This is a genomic window from Thiothrix litoralis (genome assembly GCF_017901135.1).
Taxonomy (GTDB): Bacteria; Pseudomonadota; Gammaproteobacteria; order Thiotrichales; family Thiotrichaceae; genus Thiothrix; species Thiothrix litoralis.
Window position 1 is genome coordinate 2,083,000 of sequence record NZ_CP072801.1, and the last position, 19,764, is coordinate 2,102,763.

Here is a 19,764-nt window from a genome sequence, read left to right on the forward strand (position 1 = left end):
TATTTTGCTTCAGGATACGGCATGGAACTTTCTGCACTCACCGCACTTTCCCCTACTGATGGGCGCTACGCCAGTAAAACAGCGGCCTTACGCCCGTGGTTCAGCGAATACGGCCTGATTTACCACCGCGTACTGGTCGAAATCCGCTGGCTGCAAATGCTGGCGGCACACCCACAAATCAGCGAAGTGCCTGCGTTTTCAGCGGCAACCAACACGTTTCTGGAAAGCATCCTCAGCAACTTTAGCGAAACGGATGCGTTGCGTGTCAAAGCAATTGAGCGCACCACCAACCATGACGTGAAAGCGGTCGAGTATTACCTCAAGGAAAAAATCGCCGGGCAGGCAGAGCTGGAAGCCGTCAGCGAATTCATCCACTTCGCCTGCACCTCCGAAGACATCAACAACCTGTCTTATGCCCTGATGCTCAAAGGCGGCATGGAAAACGTCATTCACCCCGAATTGGCCACGACCATTGCCGCTATTCGCCAGCTTGCGCACGCTTACGCCGACATTCCGCTACTGTCACGCACCCACGGGCAACCCGCCTCGCCTTCCACCCTTGGCAAGGAAATGGCGAACGTCGTAGCACGTTTGGAACGTCAGCAACGCCACATACTCGCCGCGCAATACCTCGGCAAAATCAACGGTGCAGTCGGTAACTACAACGCCCACATCAGCGCCTACCCCGACATTGATTGGGAAACTACCGCTGAACAGTTCATCACCTCACTCGGCCTGACTTGGAATCCGTACACCACGCAAATCGAACCGCATGATTACATCGCGGAAACCTTCGATGCCGTGGCACGCGCCAATACCATCCTGATCGACTTCTGCCGTGACGTGTGGAGCTACATCTCACTAGGCTATTTCAAACAGAAAGTGATTGCGGGCGAAGTCGGTTCCTCCACCATGCCGCACAAGGTCAACCCGATTGATTTCGAGAATGCAGAAGGCAACTTCGGCATTGCCAATGCCCTAATGACTCATCTGGCGCAAAAGCTACCCATTTCGCGCTGGCAGCGTGACCTGACCGACTCCACCGTCTTGCGTACCCTCGGCGTTGGTTTGGGGCATACCCTGATTGCTTACCAATCCGCCCTCAAAGGCATCAGCAAGCTGGAAGTCAACACTACCGCCATCGCTGCCGACCTCGACGCCAACTGGGAAGTACTCGCCGAACCCATCCAAACCGTGATGCGTCGCTACGGCATCGAACAGCCGTATGAAAAGCTCAAAGCCCTGACCCGTGGACAACGCATTACCCCAGAAGGCTTGCGCGAATTCGTCAATACACTGGACATGCCGCAGGAAGCCAAAGACGCGCTGATTGCCATGACACCTGCTACTTACATCGGCAATGCGATTGCGCAAGCCAAGGCGGTATAAATGTTTGGTGATATTAGCGTTGAAGAATTCTTGCGAGATTACTGGCAGAAAAAGCCGCTGTTGATCCGCCAAGCCTTCCCCAACTTCCAGTCACCGATTACGCAGGATGAACTGGCGGGCTTGGCCTGTGAAACCGATACCGCGCGTATTGTCATCGAAAAAGGCGGCGAACACCCCTGGGAAGTTCGCCACGGTGCCTTCGACGAAGACGATTTCAGCCACTTGCCAGAAACCCATTGGACCTTGCTGGTCAACGACACTGACCAGCACTTGCCGGAACTGAAAGCGGTGATGGAACCGTTCCGCTTTATCCCCGACTGGCGCATCGACGACCTCATGATCAGTTTTGCCGTCGAAGGCGGCTCGGTTGGCCCGCATGTGGATGAATACGACGTATTCCTGCTGCAAGCGCAAGGGCAACGCCGCTGGCAGATCACCACGCAAGCGGCGCACCCTGACAATTTCCTGCCCGATCTGGAATTGCGCATCATGAGCGACTTTGTGGCAGAACAGGAATGGGTGGTAGAACCGGGTGACCTGCTCTACCTGCCCCCCAATGTGCCGCATTATGGGGTTGCCCTGAACGAATGCTTGACCTATTCCGTCGGTTTCCGCGCCCCATCACAAGCCGATATGTTGGAACGGCTACTTGAGGATTCACTGGAAGATCCACGCCTAAAGCAACGTTTCAGCGACAGCGGACGCCTGCCACAACAACATTCTGGCGAACTGACGACCACCGACATGGATAGTCTGGTGGACTTTTTGGTGGATGCACTGCCGCAAGATGAACAATCTTTACAGCTATGGCTGGGAAAATATCTCACAGCACCCAAAGCCAATACACCGTTGCTGGAAGCGGAACCCATCAGCCGGGCAGAGCTTAGCAAGCTCATCAGGAACAAAAAACGCTTTGAAAAAGCACTGGATGCGCGTCTTCTGTACTTTCTATCAGTCAATGACCTGCATCTATTTACGAACGGTAATCATTACGTCATTGATAGCCAACATATTCAATTTATTGAATACCTGTGCAAATTCCCCCTACTACTCCACAAAGATTATGCGCGTTTTTTGACGGAAGAAACGTGTTTTGACACTTTACAGACCCTACTGGAAATCGGGGTTTTTACAGCAAGAAAATAATGAATTTGCGCCGCTCATGATTTAAGCATTTCTTATATTTATCATCATGATGAATAAACTCAGCTAATGAGTATTCACCGCACATTCAGTTTTGAGCGATTAATATACTAAACAATAATTCGCTTATCTCCATAGAGATATTTTTTGTATTTTTGCTTATTTTTTATGTAACAGGGGAAAAACGATGGATTTCAAAAAGTCCATGCTTGCTGCTTTATGCAGCGTAATGGTTGCTGGTGTTGCTACCACCATGCTACCGGGTATTGCGAAAGCCGCTGACAGTGAAAGGAAAATTTCACTGAAACGCAGCAATCCCAATGAACCGATTGGACGCGATGCCGTCTTATCAAAAGTCAAAAGTACCTTTAAGGGGCGGGTACTATCAGTCCAGGAAAAGCCATTGCCCGGCTACCCGGATTGTCATGTCGTGCGGATGCTTTCATTAGAGGGCGAATATCTGACGATCAAAATTGCGTGTAGCGACTAAAGAATCTATCAAAAATCATTGAAATTATTCAAAGTTTTCATTGAATGCCCGGAATTCCCACAGAATCTCCGGGCATTTTTTTGATAATTTTTATTAATAACTGCCATTGATTGTTTTTTATTCCTAGCAAGCTGGTGTATGATTGCATTTTTAGGGGCTTGCTGAGTAAAAAAGCCCCCATATACACAATTAAATCATCATCAGTTGACGAACAGGAAAGAGCTGAGTCATGCGCGTACTTATAATAGAAGACGAAAACATCATCCGCGAACAGGTCGCTGAAGACCTCAAAAAAAGTGGCTTTACCGTAGATTTGGCTGCCGACGGTTCACAGGGCTTGTATGTTGCACTCGAATACCCGATTGATGTTGCCGTCATCGACCTGGGTTTACCCAATTCCAAGGGTGGTCAGGTCAATAACGACTTGGGGCTGGATATTATCCGTGCTATCCGCGCCAAGGGACTGGATTATCCGATCATCATCCTCACCGCACGTGACCGCTGGCAGAGCAAGGTTGAAGGTCTGGAAGCAGGTGCTGACGACTATGTAACCAAACCCTTCCACACGGAAGAGCTCATTGCCCGTTTACGCGTACAATTGCGCCGCACCGGACGCTGGACTCAGGCTGAGCTTAATTGCGGCCCTATCCGCCTGAATACCTCGGAACAACGCGTGTATGTCAATGGGCAGGAAGTTACCCTGACGGCCTATGAATACCGGGTGCTGGAACACCTGATATTGCACGCGGGCGAAGTCATCTCCAAAACACGCCTGACCGACAGTCTGTACGAAGAAGATACCGACCGCGATAGCAATGTTATCGAGGTGTTTATCCGCCGCCTGCGCATCAAACTTGACCCGGATGATACGCTCAAGCCTATCGAGACCCTACGTGGACGTGGCTACCGTTTCACACTGACACGTACTTAATCGTACCCGGTAGTTACTCTCATGATCAGCTCTTTGCGCAGTCGCCAACTTATCAGCGGGTTTGGTGTCATCATGGTCGGCATTTTGATGCTCGGCAGCATGTTGCACTGGTTCTCTTACAGTTACAAAATCGACCAGAAACAGGCTGAGCTGAAAGAAATATCCTACGATATTCTTGGCTATCTGAACTTTCAGGATGGTCAGTTCAGTATCTTACCGGACGAGGATGTCAAAGCGGATGCCCGTAAAATGGTTACTGACCACAAATTGGATGATGTCACACAAAACCATTTTGCCTATGTCATTGATATAAAAGATAAAAAAATCGTCTGGAGTGCTTCCACACTGAGCAAACCCAGCAACGAGGTAGAAGATGACTACTACCTACGCTTCAATCTCGATAAAAACCTGAAAATCAGCTTTGAGCCATCCTTCGCTCAACTCAAGCCACTGCCTCCTAAAGATCTCCAAAAACTGGAAAGCGACCCCTTACTGAAGCAAACCTACACTCAGGAATATTTGCTGTCGATTCAGAGTTTTTTCCAAGCGGATTACGGTAACTTTCAGTTTATCGTCGGTGCATCTATCGCTGATATCGAAAAAGAAATGCAGGACATGCGGGGGAAATTTGCCATTCTGCTATTCCTGTCGGCAGTACTGGTGTTGATTGCCCAACTCGCCCTGAGTTTCTGGGTAGTCGCCCCCATCAAGGAATTTGAGAATGAGGTTAAATCCATCGAGGCAGGCGAACGGGAACTCATCGACAACCATTATCCTGAAGAACTACTGCCGATCAAAAACGCCCTGAATGGCTTATTGAGCTATGAAAAAGGCCAGAAACAACGTTACAAAGATACTCTGGACGATCTTGCCCACAGCATCAAAACGCCATTGACCGCGATGCAGCACCAGCTTGACCAGTTACACCAAACGAAACACCCCCCTCAAATTGAGGCTGTTGCTAAAGTATTCGAAACACAAATTGAGCGAATGCGTGAAATTGTAGGCCACCAATTACGCCGGGCGATGGTAACGAATCAGGGTGCTATGATCCTGTCGCAGCCAATACGCCCGGTACTGTTCCGTTTGCGAGAAACCTTACTCAAAGTCCACCGGGACAAGCCTTTTGAAATCCGCATCAATGCCGACGAATACGCCAAGTGCCGCATGGATGCTGAAGACATGATGGAGCTGTTCGGCAACCTGCTGAACAATGCCTGCCGGTTCTGCCAGAATATTGTGGAAGTTTCCGCCCATCAGGACAATAATATGCTGGTTATTGACATTGACGACGATGGCTTGGGCTTCCCGGTGGATAACCCCGCCAAACTCTTGCAACGCGGTGTACGCGAAGACAGCAAAAGTGATGGTCAAGGCATCGGCATGGCAGTCAGCACTGAAATCGTCTCTGCCATTGGCGGCAAAATCGAATTGCAAGTCTCACCGTATGTGGGTGCAAGGGTTCGCTTACACTTGCCAGTCTAATGCTTACGGCTGGCTAATCACCCGGATGGCAACTTTGTCGACAGCACCAGCCGTGTCAAACACCGTCAAGTCGTAATCCCCCGCCCGCGCAAAGGTATAGCGCAAACCTTGCTGACTAGCACCTACCCCTGCCGGTTCACCGTTCACCAACCAGAAATACTGCCCTACCCCACCTTCTGCCAACAAATCCACGGTTACACCTTTGATTTTTTGCACCTCAGCAACCTTGGGTAAATACAAACGGGTACTGTCATCCAAATGACGGATAGCCAGTTGCGCCCCGTCTTGATACTGACTACCCGGTGGGCAACTGGCATCAAATCCGGGCAGACGTATTTTTTCCAGCAAGGTATTCGACAACCACGGGCGCAACGCCAGCGGCCACTGAGCCACCTGCCGGGAAACCCGCTGCGGTGCGTTACACTCAGCCGTCACCCGCAAGCCCGTCAGCGGGTTAACCCAATAAGTCTGCAAACCAGCCGACCACGAATACTGTTGCAAATTCGGCAAGGTAGGCGGAATACGCTCATCCAGAATCCACGCCTGTTGGCGCACATGACACTGTTCCGGCGCAGTGCGGGCAGCACTTTCCCCCAAAGGCCAGCAAATATCCGTCTGCGTCACCTCCGGCGGACGTCGCCGCGTATTAACACCCCCACGCTTAGGCAAAGCACGAAACACATCAAACAGAATAGGCCCCGCCGCCGCCGCCCCAAAACTTCCCGGTAACGGCGTCCCATCCGGGCGGCCTGTCCACACCCCCACGGTATAAGCGTCATTGACCCCCACCGCCCAAGCATCCCGAAACCCATAGCTGGTACCGGTTTTCCAAGCCACACCCGTCGCATTGACGCTGCCTTCTGGTGCTGGAATACCCCGCAAAATATCCTGAATCACCCACGCAGCCCCGGCCGACAGCATCCGCCGCTCCACCACCGGCTCATCCTCAAGAAAACGGGGTTTAATGCTGATCCCTTGACGTGCAAAGGCGGTAAAACCACGCACCAGATCTTCCAATGTCGTCCCTGCCCCGCCCAGAATCACACTCAGATTCGGCTCAGCATTTTCGGGAAAACTGATCACAACCCCCCCATTGCGCAGCCGTGCCACAAAGTTAGCGGGTGTCAGGCGCTGCAACATATCCACCGCCGGAACATTCAACGATTGCTGCAAGGCTTGCGTCACGCTGACAGCCCCGGAAAAACGCCGCACAAAATTCTGCGGGGCATAATCATGCAGTTGCACCGGCACATCACTCAACAAACTCGCCGAATGCACCAAGCCATCTTCCAGCGCCATGCCGTACAAAAAAGGCTTCAAGGTCGAACCGGGGGAACGTACCGCCTGCACCATGTCCACATGCCCAAAGCGCTCGGCATTGTAAAAATCGGCAGAACCCGCATACGCCCGCACATACCCCGTAGCATTTTCCACCACCAAGACACCGATGGAAGCTTTTGCTGGCAAACCACCCACACGGGTACGCAACACATTATCCACTACCCATTGGGTATTGGTATCCAGCCTGGTTTGCAAGCGGGCAACGTTAGCCGCAAATGCCTGCGACTTCATCCGCTCAGCGAACAGCGGCGCGACCATCGGTTGCTGGAAACGCGAGCGCATCACCGGCTCATTCATGGCATCATCCACCACCTCTTGCGACCAGATACCCTGCGTTGCCATGCGGCGTAATACCTTGTCACGGTAACGTTGCGCCAGCTCCGGGTGACGGTCAGGGCGCAACCGCGAAGGTGCTTGCGGCAACACCGCCAATAATGCGGCTTCGGCATGACTCAAGCCCAGTGCCGGTTTATGCAACCAAGCAAAACTCGCCGTTTGCACACCTTCAATCGGCCCACCAAACGGGGCGAGATTAAGGTAAAAGTTAAGGATTTCAGCCTTGCTATAATGCCATTCAAGCTGCAAGGCGCGGAACATTTGCCGTAATTTCCCACTGATGCTACGGTCGTGCGGGTCAAGAATACGCGCCACCTGCATAGTCAGAGTAGACCCACCCGAAATAATCCGTCCACCGCGTAACCATTGCCACCCCGCCCGCACCAAGGCAAACGGATTAATGCCGGGATGCCAGTAAAACCAGCGGTCTTCGTATTCCAGCAGGGCTTGTACGTACAACGGCGACACCTCATCCAGCGTCACCGGGTAACGCCACACCCCCTCGTTATCGGCAAAGGCACGCAACGGAGTACGGTCTTGCGCCAAAATCAACACACTGTGTACCCGCCCAGGGTCAGGCAAAGCCCAGATACGGTCTGCCAACAAAAACAGCAATAGACCCAGAAAAACCGTGCCAACCAGCCACAACGGGTAACGGCGCGTCATGGCTCGCCCCTTACTGGATCACCAGATCGGAAGGAGCCGCTCCCATCCCATTCAACTCAGGCCGGTACATATCTTCCACATAAGTCGGTGGCACCACAAACTTGCCTGGTGACACTACCCGCACCATGTAGAACAAATGGTGGCGGGCTTTCGCATCCAGCGGCAAGGCTGCCACGTAACGGTCATCGCGGAATTCCTGGGTACGCAATACGCTACTGCCCATCAACTCCAGCACCGGCTTATCCATCCCTTCCAGTTGCAAACCTTCCAGCGACTCATTAGTCTGCAAATTGGTATTTTCCAGCTCAAAACCAGCAGGCAACAAATCCACCACCAAGGCATCGTTGATGTCGATACTGCTGCTCACCATCACATGGGTCAACAGCAAATCACCGGCCTTGACGTCTGAAGGTTGCACCAGCTTGCCATTCATCCGATACCAATTACGCTGCACTTCAACCGGGTCACTGTCGGGTGCTGGCGTACTATCCGGGTAGCCATCCAAGGTTAGTGAAGCGTAAAGTGATGCGTTGGCAGTAATACTCACCCCTTGCTGGAATTCATCCGGGCTTAAAGCACGGAACAACGTCTTGCTACCTGACAAATCCACGCTATCACTGCCCACTTTCAAACTGGCCTTCCAGCCAGCTTTGGCTTTTTCCTGCACTTTCAAGCCCGCAAGGAACACGAATAACTGCTCTTGTGTGCTGAAATAATTACGGTTGTGGATCAGATCAGCCAGCTTGTTAATTTCAGCCGCCATCTGGGGAATTTCAACCTTGGAGCGCATCAGCAGATAAAGCATCGCCGCCCGGTCACGCAAGTTGCTGCCGTAGTCGCCGAGGTATTTCTGTTCATCACGTACCATCGCCAGCCCACGCTGAATTGCCGCGTCACCACGTTTTGGATCACCACCCGGCACTGCTTTCAGCGCTAACCCCAGATGCACCAGCGGCAAGCCCGACACGGCTTTGCCCGCATCCTTGTCGTACATCACTTTCAGCGTACCCGGCGAAGCACGTTTCACCCGCGACAAGACGTAACCCGCATAAGCACGCGCCGCAAAATCCAGATGTTCTGGCACATCGGAAAATTCGTAACGGCTGGCCTCATCACGCTCACCTTCCGCCAAACGTTCTTCCAGATTCTGGAGCGAACGTTGCAATAACCAATCCGGCACAATAAAGCCCTGATCTTTCGCATCCAGCAGGAAATCCACCACATACGGCGTTAACCAGTATTCCTCCTGATAACCACTGTCACCACCCCACAAGGTGAAACCACCATCGGATAACTGCATCCCCGACAAGCGCAGCAAAGCCGCCGTGACCCGCTCATTACGCTCTTTCATCTCCATTGGTGGCAGCCCCAATTGCTCGGACACATTCGCATCCAGAAACAGGTAAGGCCATGCACTGCTGGTGGTTTGCTCCAGACAGCCATAGGGGTACTGCAACAAGTCTTGCAGAACCGTGCGTAACGGTAAGGGCGGCGTAGCAGAAAGGCTCAGGTTAGCCTTCAAGCCTGCGGGCAAGAAGCCTTTCAGGGTTGCCGCATCCAGTTCCATGGTTTCATTCGCCTGCAATTCACGGGTTTGAGACACGTATTGCGCCGGATAGGCAGGGCGCACGGACAGTTGCAACTGACGCCGGGCGGTAAAGTCCTTGCCGGTCAGTTCCAGATCGACCTGACCACGCCCAAACGCCTGATGCGCAGAGAGTGGCAAGCGCAAGGTTTCACGCTTACCCACTGCCAACGTCAGTTCACGCTCATCCGCAATGCCCGACAGCAAGGCATTACCGCTGAGTTTCACTTTCACGGACTGCGCTTCCGTGGTGGTATTGTTCAAATCTACCGTGAGGAAACTGTTATCACTCGCTGCAAGGAAACGCGGCGCCGCCAGCGTCGCGACGACTGGGGAAGCCACCTTCATCTCACGTTCGGCACTGCCAAAGCGTTCCTCAGAAGCCGCAACAGCCATCAGCCGCAAGGTTCCATCAAACCCCGGCAACGGCAAATCAATCTTGGCCTTACCCTCGGCATCAAACGCCACAGCCCCACTGAACAAGGACACGATCTTCTGATCTGCCTTTGCCAGCGAACCACCACGCCGCACCGCCGCATCACCGCCAAAACGCTGGTGCAAAGTTGCGCCCTCAGCACCTTCAATAATCTTGCCATAGTCATCGTACAAACTGGCAGCATATTGATGCTGTGAAAAATAGAAGGCAAACGGGTCAGGCGTCTTGAAATCGGTAATGCTCAACACACCCGCATCTACCGCTGCCACGGTCACGATAGCCGTATCCCCCTTGAGGTTATCAGCACTCACGGTAATGGTGGTGGTCTTTTCTGGCAAGACTTTCTCGGGGGCATCAATCGTCAGATTCAAACGCCGCGCTTCCCGGTCTAGCGGCAGGAAAATGATACCCAGCGCTCGGTTCGGGGTGATTTTCTGCTGACGGCTGGCTGGGCGGAACGCAGTCACACTGATATATAAATCATGCCGCGCCCAGTCATTGTCTACCGGAATATCCACGGTAAGCCCTTCTGCAGGCAAGGTCACATGCTTTGACCACAGCATCGAATCACCTTCCACCGCGACCAGCGCTTCGCCTGCCGCTGGCGGGGTAATCTTCAGCTTGACCACATCCCCTCTATGGTAGCTGGCCTTGTCGAGCGCCAGCTCAATCTGATCCGGGCGGGCGGTGGTATTTTCACTTTGCTCCCAATCCCAACCGGCATGGAAAGGGTAAACGGCTTTCAAGCCCGTTTCAGCATCTTCCACTTCCAGACGGTAGTAACCGTATTGCACCGAAAACACGACTTTGGCACTGGCAGCGGCATCCAGCGTCACTTTTTGCTGCACCGTCGGGTATTCACTGGAAATTTCCTTGCGCTGCCAGCCTTCGGCATTATTGTATTCCCAGAAATACTCCTTCTCTTCGCGCACCAGCGTCACCGCCAGCGTTTGGGTAGCGGGAGCAGGCTTGCCATCGGCATTGATACGCGCCAATTGGAAAGTCGCCTCACCATTGCCTGCAACGGTGTCTTTATCGAATAGCGGACGAATGCCCACCAGATTCTGACTAGGCCAGAACGGTACATCCAGCTTGCGAGTCACGCTGCGCCCACCGGTTTCATGCAAACTGCCGATCACACTCAAGGTCAACGGTGAGTTGATTTTGCCTTCCAACGGCGGGCTTTCCACAAAACCACCGCCGGTTTCATTCAGCAGCACTTCGGGCAAATCCTCGCGCCCCACCAACTTTTCATCAGCGGGATCACCAAAATAATAATCCTTGAAAGCGTCCAGCGGATGCCGATTCACTGCCACGGTGCGCACTGCTGTCAATTTATTACCACTGGCGGGCGCACCGTACAAATAATCCCCTTGCGCTGCCACGATGAGTTTTTCACCTGTCGTCAACAACTTGTCTTCCACACTCAATGCCAGCCTCATACGTTCCGGCATGAACTCCTCAACATGGAAGGTAAAGCTGCTAATCGGGGCGTCATCCTTGGCATTGATACGGACTTCGGCTTTCCAGCTTCCTGTTGGTGCATCTGCGGGAATCGGCAGGCGATAGGTGAAAAAGCCCAAATCCTCATTGGCAGCCAGCAGGTTTTCTTCCAGTAAAGGCTTGGTATCGGGGCGCACAATCCGCAGGTGCAAGTTTTTGGCGGACACGGCCTTGCCATCCCGGTCACGCAGCAGGATGGATAAATCCATCGGTTCTCCGGGGCGGAACAGGTCACGAGTACTGTAAATAAACGGTGCTAGCGGCTTGTCAGGCAAACCCGTCACCGGGTATTCCGACAAATCCAGCGCTGCTTCACGCAAGTCCAGAAAGGCAAATTGCTCACCCTGCTGCGCCGTCAGCAACAAGTCACCCTGCGGGCGGTGCTCGAAGCTGACATGACCTTCCTCATCGGTTTCCAGCGTCAGGGCTTCTTTCTCGCCCTGTAATTTCAGTTGTATCCCCGGTATGGGTTTGCCGCTATCCAACGTATTGGCAAATACTTCCAGCCCACGCGAATACAGACGCACATGCAGGCCAATATTCGTCACGATAAACTGGCTAATACGATAAGCATCATCATTGAAACGCCCAGGTTCGCGCATTACCGCAAAATACAAACCCGGCGTTTTCAGTTCCTGAATATCTTCTACCGGAATCAGCAGGGAGGTACGCGCATTAGGTTTGGCATCAGTCACATAGCGGCGGGAATAAACGCTTTCCGTGATGGAATGGATGTCTTCGAGTTGCCACTGGGAAAGCCGTGAACCCAGCGAGACACTCTTCAACATCTCAGGCAATTTGTCAGGCTGTACTCGCAGGAATTCAATGTCGAGTTCCGGTACATTCACCACCCGGATAGGCAGACCACCCGTCAATTTGGCAGGCAAAATGCTACCCGTGGTGGCGAAATCAAACGCGGGGGTAATGTCACGGGTCTTCAGGCTGGTATCAGACGGCTTTTGCAGTTTCAGCGCATTTTTGCTGGTGACACCCGGCCTGATCTGTACCCGATACTCGGTCTGCGGCTTGATATTGCTGAAAAACAGGCGGCGCGGCTCATTCGCCATCACCCAACTGCCGTCCACCATTTTGCCAGCCGCCGTCAGGGTAATGAAGCTGTTGTAGTTCTGTGCCGGGTCAAGATCCTGCGAAAAGGTCACCGCCAATGCCGGGCTATTATCCAGCGTGCGTTCCGACACATCTACCACCAGCATTTGCGTGAGTAATTCTTCATTGGTGTATTGGGGGCTAACAACGGGTGGCGGCGTCACTTCTGCTGCCCGGATCTGTCCAGATAATAGCAGCAATAGGCAGACCCATAACCACGGTAAAACACGACGAATTTGATAACCCATTATTATTCTCCATCCCTGTAAGATAAGATGTATAGCTAGCTGTCAGTATAGACTTTTTTGACACCGGAAGGGTATGCCAAAACGAAGGATAGTCTCAGAAGGGGGAGATAAAGCGAGGAGGGAGAAAAAGTGGCGACCCTATGGGGATTCGAACCCCAGTTACAACCGTGAAAGGGTCGTGTCCTAGGCCTCTAGACGATAGGGTCGCTGATGTGAACCTGTATATGCCAATGATTGGCATGAGCTTGGAAAAGTGGCGACCCTATGGGGATTCGAACCCCAGTTACAACCGTGAAAGGGTCGTGTCCTAGGCCTCTAGACGATAGGGTCGCTGAAAAACTTCCAAACTTATTGGTCACTGTCTCTTGATGAGAACAGAACCGTGGTAGACAACCCGGTGAATGTTACCAAAAAACCGAGTGGCACTGCCATTAAAAACACTTCTGCTAAATCATCTTTGTCTGCAAACATAAAGCCGAATCCGAAGATCAGACCGACAATAGTGATAATCAGACCGACAATCAACATATAATTACCGAAGCGATCCATAAAAAACCTCACGCATCGGTCAAAATTTGGTGGAGCTAAACGGGATCGAACCGATGACCTCTACAATGCCATTGTAGCGCTCTCCCAGCTGAGCTATAGCCCCACGGCTAAAGAGAGGCGAATTCTGAGGGAATCCGCCGTTTCTGTCAAGCGCCTTTTAAGGAATTTGCAAAAATTGCTTTGTGCACATCGCCAAGGCTAATAATACCAACCAACTTGCCTGCCTCCACCACCGGAATGCGGCGGATTTTTTGTACACACATAATGGAAACCGCTTTCATCAACGGCATTTCAGGGCTGGCAGAAGCCACCAGTTTGCTCATCAGGTCGCTAGCTTTCAAGCCCAGTGCATCACTGTAGCCTTTTTCCATTTTCTCGAAATCGGGCACGCCTTCTTCACGGGCAACCTCGGAGATGTCGGGGAACATTTTCCGCAACACATCTTTCTCGGAAACCACGCCAACAACATTGTTGTTGTCATCCACGACAGGCATACCACTGATTTTGTTGAAACACATGACTTCGACAAGATCACGCACCGGGGTATTTGGCTTCGCGGTTTTTACGCTTGTATTCATGATGTCTTTGACTTTCATTCATCCTCCTCACTCAATGCCTGAATTGTGTTGGTGCAAGGTGTGTGGCGACTATTACCAACACACTTGCGCCCCCCAAACATAACATAAAAACCCCCACAAATCGTATTAGCTTGGGGGGATATACTCGCCTGTCTCAACATGGGATAGTACGGATAAAGCTGACTGCACGCTGGATACGCGCCAAAGAGCGTTCACGTCCAATCAATTCCAGTGTAATGTCAATAGAGGGCGAAGATGCCGCCCCTGTCACCGCTACCCGCAGTGGCGGGCCAACTTTGCCCAGTTTCAGCCCCAGCTTTTCGCAAGCAGCCTGAAGCGCGGCATGAATAGGCTCGGCCTTCCACTCCGACAGTGCGGCGAATTCATCATGCACAGTTTGCAAATTATCCGCCGTATCCGCCTTGAACTGTTTTTGCACCGCGGTTGGGTCGAAATCGGCAAAGTCTTCGTAGAAATAGCGGCTGATCGCGACCATTTCCACCAGGGTCTTGGCACGTTCACGTTGGGCATTAATCACATCGGCTAAAGCGGGGCCATTGGATACATCCAGCTTTTGTTCCTGCAAATGCCATTGCAATTGCGCTGCCAGCTCTTCCACCGGCAGGGTCTTGATGTAGTGCTGGTTCAGCCACAACAGTTTATCAGTATTAAACGCTGAGGGCGCACGGTTGACGGCTTCCAGCGAAAACAACTCGATCATTTCCTCACGAGAGAAAATCTCCTGATCGCCGTTTGACCAGCCCAGTCGCACCAGATAGTTCAGCAACGCTTGCGGGGTAAAACCATCATCGCGGTATTGCATCACGCTAACCGCCCCGTGCCGTTTAGAAAGGCGCTGCCCATCAGAACCCAAAATCATCGGCAAATGCGCAAACTTTGGTGGCTCATACCCCAGCGCCCGCATGATATTGATCTGGCGTGGGGTATTATTGATATGGTCATCGCCTCGTATAACGTGGGTCACTTGCATATCAATATCATCCACCACCACCGTCAGGTTGTAAGTAGGTGTGCCATCGGAACGTGCAATGATCAGGTCATCCAGCTCTTCATTGCTAATGGTAATTTTGCCGCGCACCAAATCGTCAATATCCACCACACCCGTTTGTGGGTTGCGGAAACGGATAACGGGATCAACGCCCTCTGGTGGCGTTTCATCCTGACGGTCACGCCAGCGCCCATCGTAACGTGGCTTTTCCTTACGTGCCATCTGGCCTTCACGCAATTGCTCCAGCTCTTCCTTGCTGCAATAACAACGGTAAGCATGACCGCTATCCACTAGTTGTTGAATAACCTCGGCATAACGATCGAAGCGGTGGGTTTGATAGAACGGGCCTTCATCATGCCCCAGATCCAGCCACGCCATGCCTTCTAAAATTGCATCAACAGATGCTTGCGTCGAGCGTTCACGATCAGTATCTTCAATACGCAAAATAAATGCACCGCCCATTTTCCGGGCATACAACCAAGAAAACAGCGCGGTGCGTGCACCACCAATGTGCAAATAACCAGTCGGGCTGGGGGCAAAGCGGGTTCTGACGTTCATGACATTCCAGTTGTAAATTTATAAATAAACCTTAAGCGTAACTGAATGAAAAATAATCAAATTATTCAGCTATAGTTCAGTGCCCTCCTCGCATACTGCAAGCGTTCCAGGGCTAACGGAACCAAACAGGGGCTAAGGGCTGCATGAGGTGAAGACAATAATAACGGGGCTTCAACCTCACCTTTTATTTCTTTAAAAGCCTTCCTTCGGGGAGGCTTTTTGCTATCTGCCTGTTACGGACTAAGCCAGCCAATACGCCAACAGTTGCAAGCAAAGCCAAGCGTAGATACCTGCCAGTATGTCATCCAGCATGATACCCAAACCACCCGGCACATCACGATCAACCACCTTCACCGGCCACGGCTTCCAGATATCAAACAGACGGAACAAGCAAAAACCGATCACGACCCACAACCAACCCGCCGGTGCTGCAATCATGGTCAACAGATAACCGGCAAATTCATCCCAGACGATGCCGCCGTGATCATGCACACCCAAACGCCGCGACGATTCCCCGCAAATCCAGATACCGACCGAAGACATCACCAGCACAACCGCCAGGTAAGCCCATAAAGGCAACTGCACCAGTAACAGGTACAGCGGAATGGCTGCCAGCGTTCCTGCTGTTCCCGGTGCAAACGGTGACAGACCACTGCCAAACCCGAATGCCAGAAAATGAACAGGGCTAGAAAAAACTGTTTTTGCCGTGACTATGGTTCGCATTCGTGCCAATTCCAGTGAATGAGCTTCAGGATTATACACATCTGTGATCATGCCGCTATAATTGCGCCCCATTACTTCAGCGGAGGCTCGCATGACCACTTACACATTCATTTTCGACATTAACGGTATCGCGGATTTTGAGGAACGTGTCCTCAAAGCCTCCTTCCGCAACCCCGTACTGGTAGATTTCTGGGCGGACTGGTGTGGCCCCTGCCTGTTCCTCGACCCGGTATTGAAAGCCGTGATCCCCGAATATCACGGCAAAGTGTTGCTCGCCAAACTGGATACCGAAGAAGATGAAAACATGAAGTTGGCAGGCCGCCATCAGGTACGCGGCTTCCCCACCGTGCTGTTAATCGAAAAGGGTCAGGAAGTTGCCCGTTTCAGCAGCGCCCGCGCCAAACCCTTCGTGCGCGAGTTTATCGACACCAATAGCCAGCTTTTACCCAAAGTAAATTCCGCTCATCCGTAAGGCTGGCGTACCCTGATAGGCTGTGTCATTATTTGCATTAATAAAATAGTTAAAAATAACCACAGTTGAGGAAATGTCACCGCCATGAAAATTGATACGCTTACTTATACCGTTGAGCAGGGATTTTCCTCGCAACTGCCCGTTATTTCAGCCAAACAACTGCTGGTTTTGGTGTTTGGTCACACGGATTTTCTGGAAAACCCGCAGCCCTTTGATACCCTTCGCACACAATACCCAAAAGCTACGTTTATGGGCTGTTCCAGTGCCGGTGAAATTCTTGGCAGTCACATCCGTGATCACAGCCTGGTCATTTCACTGGTACAGTTTGAATCCACCACCTTGCGGATGAGCCACGTCAATATCCACGACCCGCAGGAATCCCGCAATATTGGCCGTCTGTTGGCAGATCGTCTGAGTGGTGAAGGGTTGAAAGGCATTTTCGTGCTCTCCGACGGCCTGAAGGTCAACGGCAGCGAACTGACGCAAGGCTTTAACGATGTCATCAAGCAAGGCGCAACCGTCACCGGCGGGCTGGCGGGTGATGGTGAACGCTTTGCCAAGACCTGGGTATTGCAAGACGGCAAACCCGTCAGTGGCGTCATCGCCGCACTCGGCCTGTATGGCAATGTCCACCTCGGTCACGGCTCTAAAGGCGGCTGGAAACCCTTTGGCCCGGCTCGCGAAGTCACCCGTGCCGAAAACAATATCCTCTACGAATTGGCAGGCAAACCCGCCCTTGCCCTCTATAAAACCTACCTTGGTGATATGGCAGAAAGTCTGCCCGCCGCCGGGCTGCGTTTTCCGCTGGCACTCAGCCAACCCGGTGAAGACAAAGAATTGGTACGCACCATCCTCGCCATTGACGAAGCCACCCAGTCACTCACCTTTGCAGGCGACATCCCGGTCGGTGCTTACGCACAATTGATGCGAGCCAATCTGGAACAACTGGTCGAAGGTGCGGAAGATGCCGCCCTGATGAGTGCCACCGACACCGACGAACCCGTGCTGTGCATTGCCATCAGTTGCGTAGGTCGACGCATGGTCATGGGCGCAGATGCCGAAGAAGAAGTCGAAGCCGTGCTGGATAACCTGCCAGAAAACACCACCCAGATTGGCTTTTATTCCTACGGGGAAATCTCACCGTTTTCCAAAGGCACCTGCGACCTGCACAACCAGACCATGACCCTGACCACCATCTATGAGTGAGTTCGACCGCACGCTCAATCGGCAGCTACGCAGTCTGGGGCTAAACCCGGACGCAGCCCCCGATGCTGCCAGTTGGCGTGCATTTCTCAGCAAAGTGAATCAAACTTACAGCGACCACAAGCACGACTATTATTTGCTGGAACGCTCGCTGGAGGTTTCCTCACAGGAAATGCTGGCGCTCAACGAATCGCTCAAGCAAGAATCGCAGGAAAAAATCCGCGCCCTGCAACAATCCAAGGAAAAATCGCGCTTCCTCGCCAACATGAGCCATGAAATCCGCACCCCTATGAATGGCGTGTTAGGGATGCTCGATATTCTCGCCAAAACCCCGCTCGACCCCCAACAGCACGAATACTTGCACACCGCTTACAGCTCCTCCGAAATCCTGCTGGAAGTCATCAATTCGGTGCTGGATTTGTCCAAAATCGAATCGGGCAAACTCGCACTGGAACGCATCCCCTTCAACCTGCGCAAACTCGCTGATGACATGGTATTGCTCTTCAGCGGCTCGGCCACCAAAAAGCATCTGGTGCTGACCAGCAATATTCCTGAGACTAATCACGACTGGTTTTACGGCGACCCCATCCGCCTGAAACAAATACTCGGCAATCTGCTAGGCAATGCCATCAAATTCACCAAAAGCGGCACAGTAGCCCTACACATTGACATTCAACAAGAGGAGAGCACTAAAACCAGTCTACGCTTGCTGGTAGCTGACACCGGCGCTGGCATCCCCAGCTCTCAGATGGAAGTGCTGTTCAACGCCTTTAGCCAAGCAGATGACTCCACCACCCGCTTATACGGCGGCACAGGCTTGGGACTCACCATTGCTCAGGAACTGGTGCAACTCATGGGCGGGCGCATCAAGGTAAAATCCACCCTCGGCCAAGGCAGCACCTTCTATTTCGACCTAACCCTTGAAAAGCACCATCTGCCAGCCAGTACCGCGCCAGAAAAATCCAGCACCACCGCCACCTTACCCAACAACGCCGAACTCAGCGGGCATTTGCTGCTGGTCGAAGACAATCTGGTCAACATCAAGGTTGCCCACGTCATGCTAACCAAACTTGGTTTCAGCTTCGACATCGCGATGGATGGGCTGGAAGCAGTCGAAAAACTCGACCACAACCACTACGATCTGGTGCTGATGGATTGCCAACTCCCCGGCATGGACGGTTACGAAGCCACCCGCCGTTTCCGCCAGCAAGAGCTAGAACGCAAAACAGCACGTACCCCGGTGATTGCCCTGACCGCCAACGCCATGCAGGGCGACCGTGAAACCTGCCTGCAAGCGGGGATGGACGATTACATGACCAAACCCATTTCAATGGCGAGCCTGCGTCAAAAGTTACAACAATGGCTGGTGCAAACAGCAAGCGCTTAAAACACTTCCTCATTTCTCGACAAAGCCCAAGCAGCCTACGAAGTTTCCCAAGCACAACTGCAACAAGCCGAGTCGCAACTCGTGTCCGCCAATGCCCAGATTGCGCAAAAACAGGCCGTTCTCGCCCAAACCCAACTCGACCTTGACCGCACCACCATCCGCTCACCGCTAGATGGCATAGTGATTGACCGTCAGGTCAGCATCGGGCAAACCGTCGCTGCCAGCCTTTCCGCCCCGATCCTGTTCAAAATCGCGCAGGATTTGTCGCAAATGCAAATCGAGGCCGATGTGGATGAAGCCGATATTGGCAAAATCGCCGAAAAGCAGCCGGTACGCTTTACCGTCGACGCCTTCCCCAGCCGCAAATTCAACGGTGAAGTGGCACAAGTCCGCAAAGCCTCCACCGTCAACAACAACGTCGTGACCTACAAAGTCGTGATCCGCGCCGACAACGCCGACAAAGCCCTGCTTCCCGGCATGACCGCCAATGTTGACATGGTGACAGGGCTGAAAGAAAACGTGCTGCGCGTCCCCAACACCGCCCTGCGTTTCAAACCAGCCGAAGGCACCACCGCAACCACCAATGGGTAACTGTTCACGGGCTTGCAACTGCCAGAGTCTGAGC

General features: G+C 52.6%; 14 protein-coding genes, 3 tRNA genes and 1 pseudogene. 9 read left to right on the forward strand and 9 right to left on the reverse strand.

Annotation, left to right across the window (positions count from 1 at the left end; genetic code table 11):
* The first annotated feature begins 21 nt into the window (after positions 1-21).
* The 5 genes from purB (at position 22) to J9253_RS10110 (ending at position 5,438) form a co-directional block, all read left to right on the forward strand.
* A complete protein-coding gene (gene purB / locus J9253_RS10090) occupies positions 22-1,389 on the forward strand; it encodes an adenylosuccinate lyase (RefSeq protein ID WP_028488189.1) in 1,368 nt (455 codons plus the stop codon).
* Positions 1,390-2,535 carry a cupin domain-containing protein gene (locus tag J9253_RS10095; protein ID WP_210224445.1) on the forward strand — a complete coding sequence of 382 codons (1,146 nt, stop codon included), beginning with the start codon at positions 1,390-1,392 and terminating at the stop codon, positions 2,533-2,535.
* A 184-nt stretch (positions 2,536-2,719) separates the two neighbouring features.
* Positions 2,720-3,022: a hypothetical protein gene (locus tag J9253_RS10100; protein WP_210224446.1), complete on the forward strand. Its 303-nt coding sequence runs from the start codon at positions 2,720-2,722 to the stop codon at positions 3,020-3,022.
* A 229-nt stretch (positions 3,023-3,251) separates the two neighbouring features.
* Positions 3,252-3,953: a response regulator transcription factor gene (locus tag J9253_RS10105; RefSeq protein ID WP_210224447.1), complete on the forward strand. Its 702-nt coding sequence runs from the start codon at positions 3,252-3,254 to the stop codon at positions 3,951-3,953.
* 21 nt (positions 3,954-3,974) lie between these two features.
* The gene (locus J9253_RS10110; protein ID WP_210224448.1) at positions 3,975-5,438 is read left to right on the forward strand and encodes an ATP-binding protein; all 1,464 of its coding nucleotides are present in this window, start codon (positions 3,975-3,977) and stop codon (positions 5,436-5,438) included.
* Between the two features lie 3 nt (positions 5,439-5,441).
* Here J9253_RS10110 and pbpC read toward each other — a convergent pair whose 3' ends face one another.
* The 9 genes from pbpC to J9253_RS10155 all read right to left on the reverse strand — a co-directional run bounded on the left by pbpC (position 5,442) and on the right by J9253_RS10155 (position 16,077).
* Complete coding sequence (gene pbpC, locus J9253_RS10115; RefSeq protein WP_210224449.1) at positions 5,442-7,781, reverse strand: penicillin-binding protein 1C; 2,340 nt, start codon at positions 7,779-7,781, stop codon at positions 5,442-5,444.
* 10 nt (positions 7,782-7,791) lie between these two features.
* Positions 7,792-12,660 carry an alpha-2-macroglobulin family protein gene (locus J9253_RS10120; RefSeq protein ID WP_210224450.1) on the reverse strand — a complete coding sequence of 1,623 codons (4,869 nt, stop codon included), beginning with the start codon at positions 12,658-12,660 and terminating at the stop codon, positions 7,792-7,794.
* A gap of 130 nt (positions 12,661-12,790) precedes the next feature.
* Positions 12,791-12,866: transfer RNA gene (locus J9253_RS10125), tRNA-Glu, on the reverse strand.
* A gap of 48 nt (positions 12,867-12,914) precedes the next feature.
* Positions 12,915-12,990, reverse strand: a tRNA-Glu gene (locus J9253_RS10130).
* Between the two features lie 18 nt (positions 12,991-13,008).
* The gene (locus J9253_RS10135; RefSeq protein WP_210224451.1) at positions 13,009-13,209 is read right to left on the reverse strand and encodes a hypothetical protein; all 201 of its coding nucleotides are present in this window, start codon (positions 13,207-13,209) and stop codon (positions 13,009-13,011) included.
* A gap of 27 nt (positions 13,210-13,236) precedes the next feature.
* Positions 13,237-13,312: transfer RNA gene (locus J9253_RS10140), tRNA-Ala, on the reverse strand.
* Positions 13,313-13,355: 43 nt separating this feature from the next.
* Positions 13,356-13,805: a CBS domain-containing protein gene (locus J9253_RS10145; protein ID WP_210224452.1), complete on the reverse strand. Its 450-nt coding sequence runs from the start codon at positions 13,803-13,805 to the stop codon at positions 13,356-13,358.
* 136 nt (positions 13,806-13,941) lie between these two features.
* Entirely contained in the window at positions 13,942-15,354 is a 1,413-nt protein-coding gene (gltX, locus tag J9253_RS10150) for a glutamate--tRNA ligase (protein WP_210224453.1), read from the reverse strand.
* A 240-nt stretch (positions 15,355-15,594) separates the two neighbouring features.
* Positions 15,595-16,077, reverse strand: a complete 483-nt coding sequence (locus tag J9253_RS10155; RefSeq protein ID WP_210224454.1) for a phosphatidylglycerophosphatase A family protein — start codon at positions 16,075-16,077, stop codon at positions 15,595-15,597.
* Between the two features lie 91 nt (positions 16,078-16,168).
* Here J9253_RS10155 and J9253_RS10160 point away from each other — a divergent pair, with 91 nt between their 5' ends.
* The 4 genes and pseudogenes from J9253_RS10160 to J9253_RS10175 form a co-directional block, all read left to right on the forward strand.
* Positions 16,169-16,549, forward strand: a complete 381-nt coding sequence (locus J9253_RS10160; RefSeq protein ID WP_210224455.1) for a thioredoxin family protein — start codon at positions 16,169-16,171, stop codon at positions 16,547-16,549.
* Positions 16,550-16,633: 84 nt separating this feature from the next.
* A complete protein-coding gene (locus J9253_RS10165; RefSeq protein ID WP_210224456.1) occupies positions 16,634-17,755 on the forward strand; it encodes an FIST signal transduction protein in 1,122 nt (373 codons plus the stop codon).
* Positions 17,748-19,139, forward strand: coding sequence for an ATP-binding protein (locus J9253_RS10170; protein ID WP_210224457.1), 1,392 nt, complete (start codon positions 17,748-17,750; stop codon positions 19,137-19,139). Before J9253_RS10165 ends, J9253_RS10170 begins: the two co-directional genes overlap by 8 nt.
* 27 nt (positions 19,140-19,166) lie before the next feature.
* Positions 19,167-19,730, forward strand: a pseudogene (locus J9253_RS10175) (efflux RND transporter periplasmic adaptor subunit); the annotation flags it as partial.
* Between the last annotated feature and the right edge of the window lie 34 nt (positions 19,731-19,764).

Bases quoted from the DNA above. Each gene is read 5' to 3' on its own strand.
- J9253_RS10155 (WP_210224454.1), bottom strand. From the start codon at position 16,077: ATGCGAACCATAGTCACGGCAAAAACAGTTTTTTCTAGCCCTGTTCAT.
- J9253_RS10110 (WP_210224448.1), top strand. From the start codon at position 3,975: ATGATCAGCTCTTTGCGCAGTCGCCAACTTATCAGCGGGTTTGGTGTC.
- pbpC (WP_210224449.1), bottom strand. From the start codon at position 7,781: ATGACGCGCCGTTACCCGTTGTGGCTGGTTGGCACGGTTTTTCTGGGT.
- J9253_RS10135 (WP_210224451.1), bottom strand. From the start codon at position 13,209: ATGGATCGCTTCGGTAATTATATGTTGATTGTCGGTCTGATTATCACT.
- gltX (WP_210224453.1), bottom strand. From the start codon at position 15,354: ATGAACGTCAGAACCCGCTTTGCCCCCAGCCCGACTGGTTATTTGCAC.
- J9253_RS10105 (WP_210224447.1), top strand. From the start codon at position 3,252: ATGCGCGTACTTATAATAGAAGACGAAAACATCATCCGCGAACAGGTC.
- J9253_RS10120 (WP_210224450.1), bottom strand. From the start codon at position 12,660: ATGGGTTATCAAATTCGTCGTGTTTTACCGTGGTTATGGGTCTGCCTA.
- J9253_RS10160 (WP_210224455.1), top strand. From the start codon at position 16,169: ATGACCACTTACACATTCATTTTCGACATTAACGGTATCGCGGATTTT.
- J9253_RS10165 (WP_210224456.1), top strand. From the start codon at position 16,634: ATGAAAATTGATACGCTTACTTATACCGTTGAGCAGGGATTTTCCTCG.
- purB (WP_028488189.1), top strand. From the start codon at position 22: ATGGAACTTTCTGCACTCACCGCACTTTCCCCTACTGATGGGCGCTAC.
- J9253_RS10170 (WP_210224457.1), top strand. From the start codon at position 17,748: ATGAGTGAGTTCGACCGCACGCTCAATCGGCAGCTACGCAGTCTGGGG.
- J9253_RS10095 (WP_210224445.1), top strand. From the start codon at position 1,390: ATGTTTGGTGATATTAGCGTTGAAGAATTCTTGCGAGATTACTGGCAG.
- J9253_RS10100 (WP_210224446.1), top strand. From the start codon at position 2,720: ATGGATTTCAAAAAGTCCATGCTTGCTGCTTTATGCAGCGTAATGGTT.
- J9253_RS10145 (WP_210224452.1), bottom strand. From the start codon at position 13,805: ATGAAAGTCAAAGACATCATGAATACAAGCGTAAAAACCGCGAAGCCA.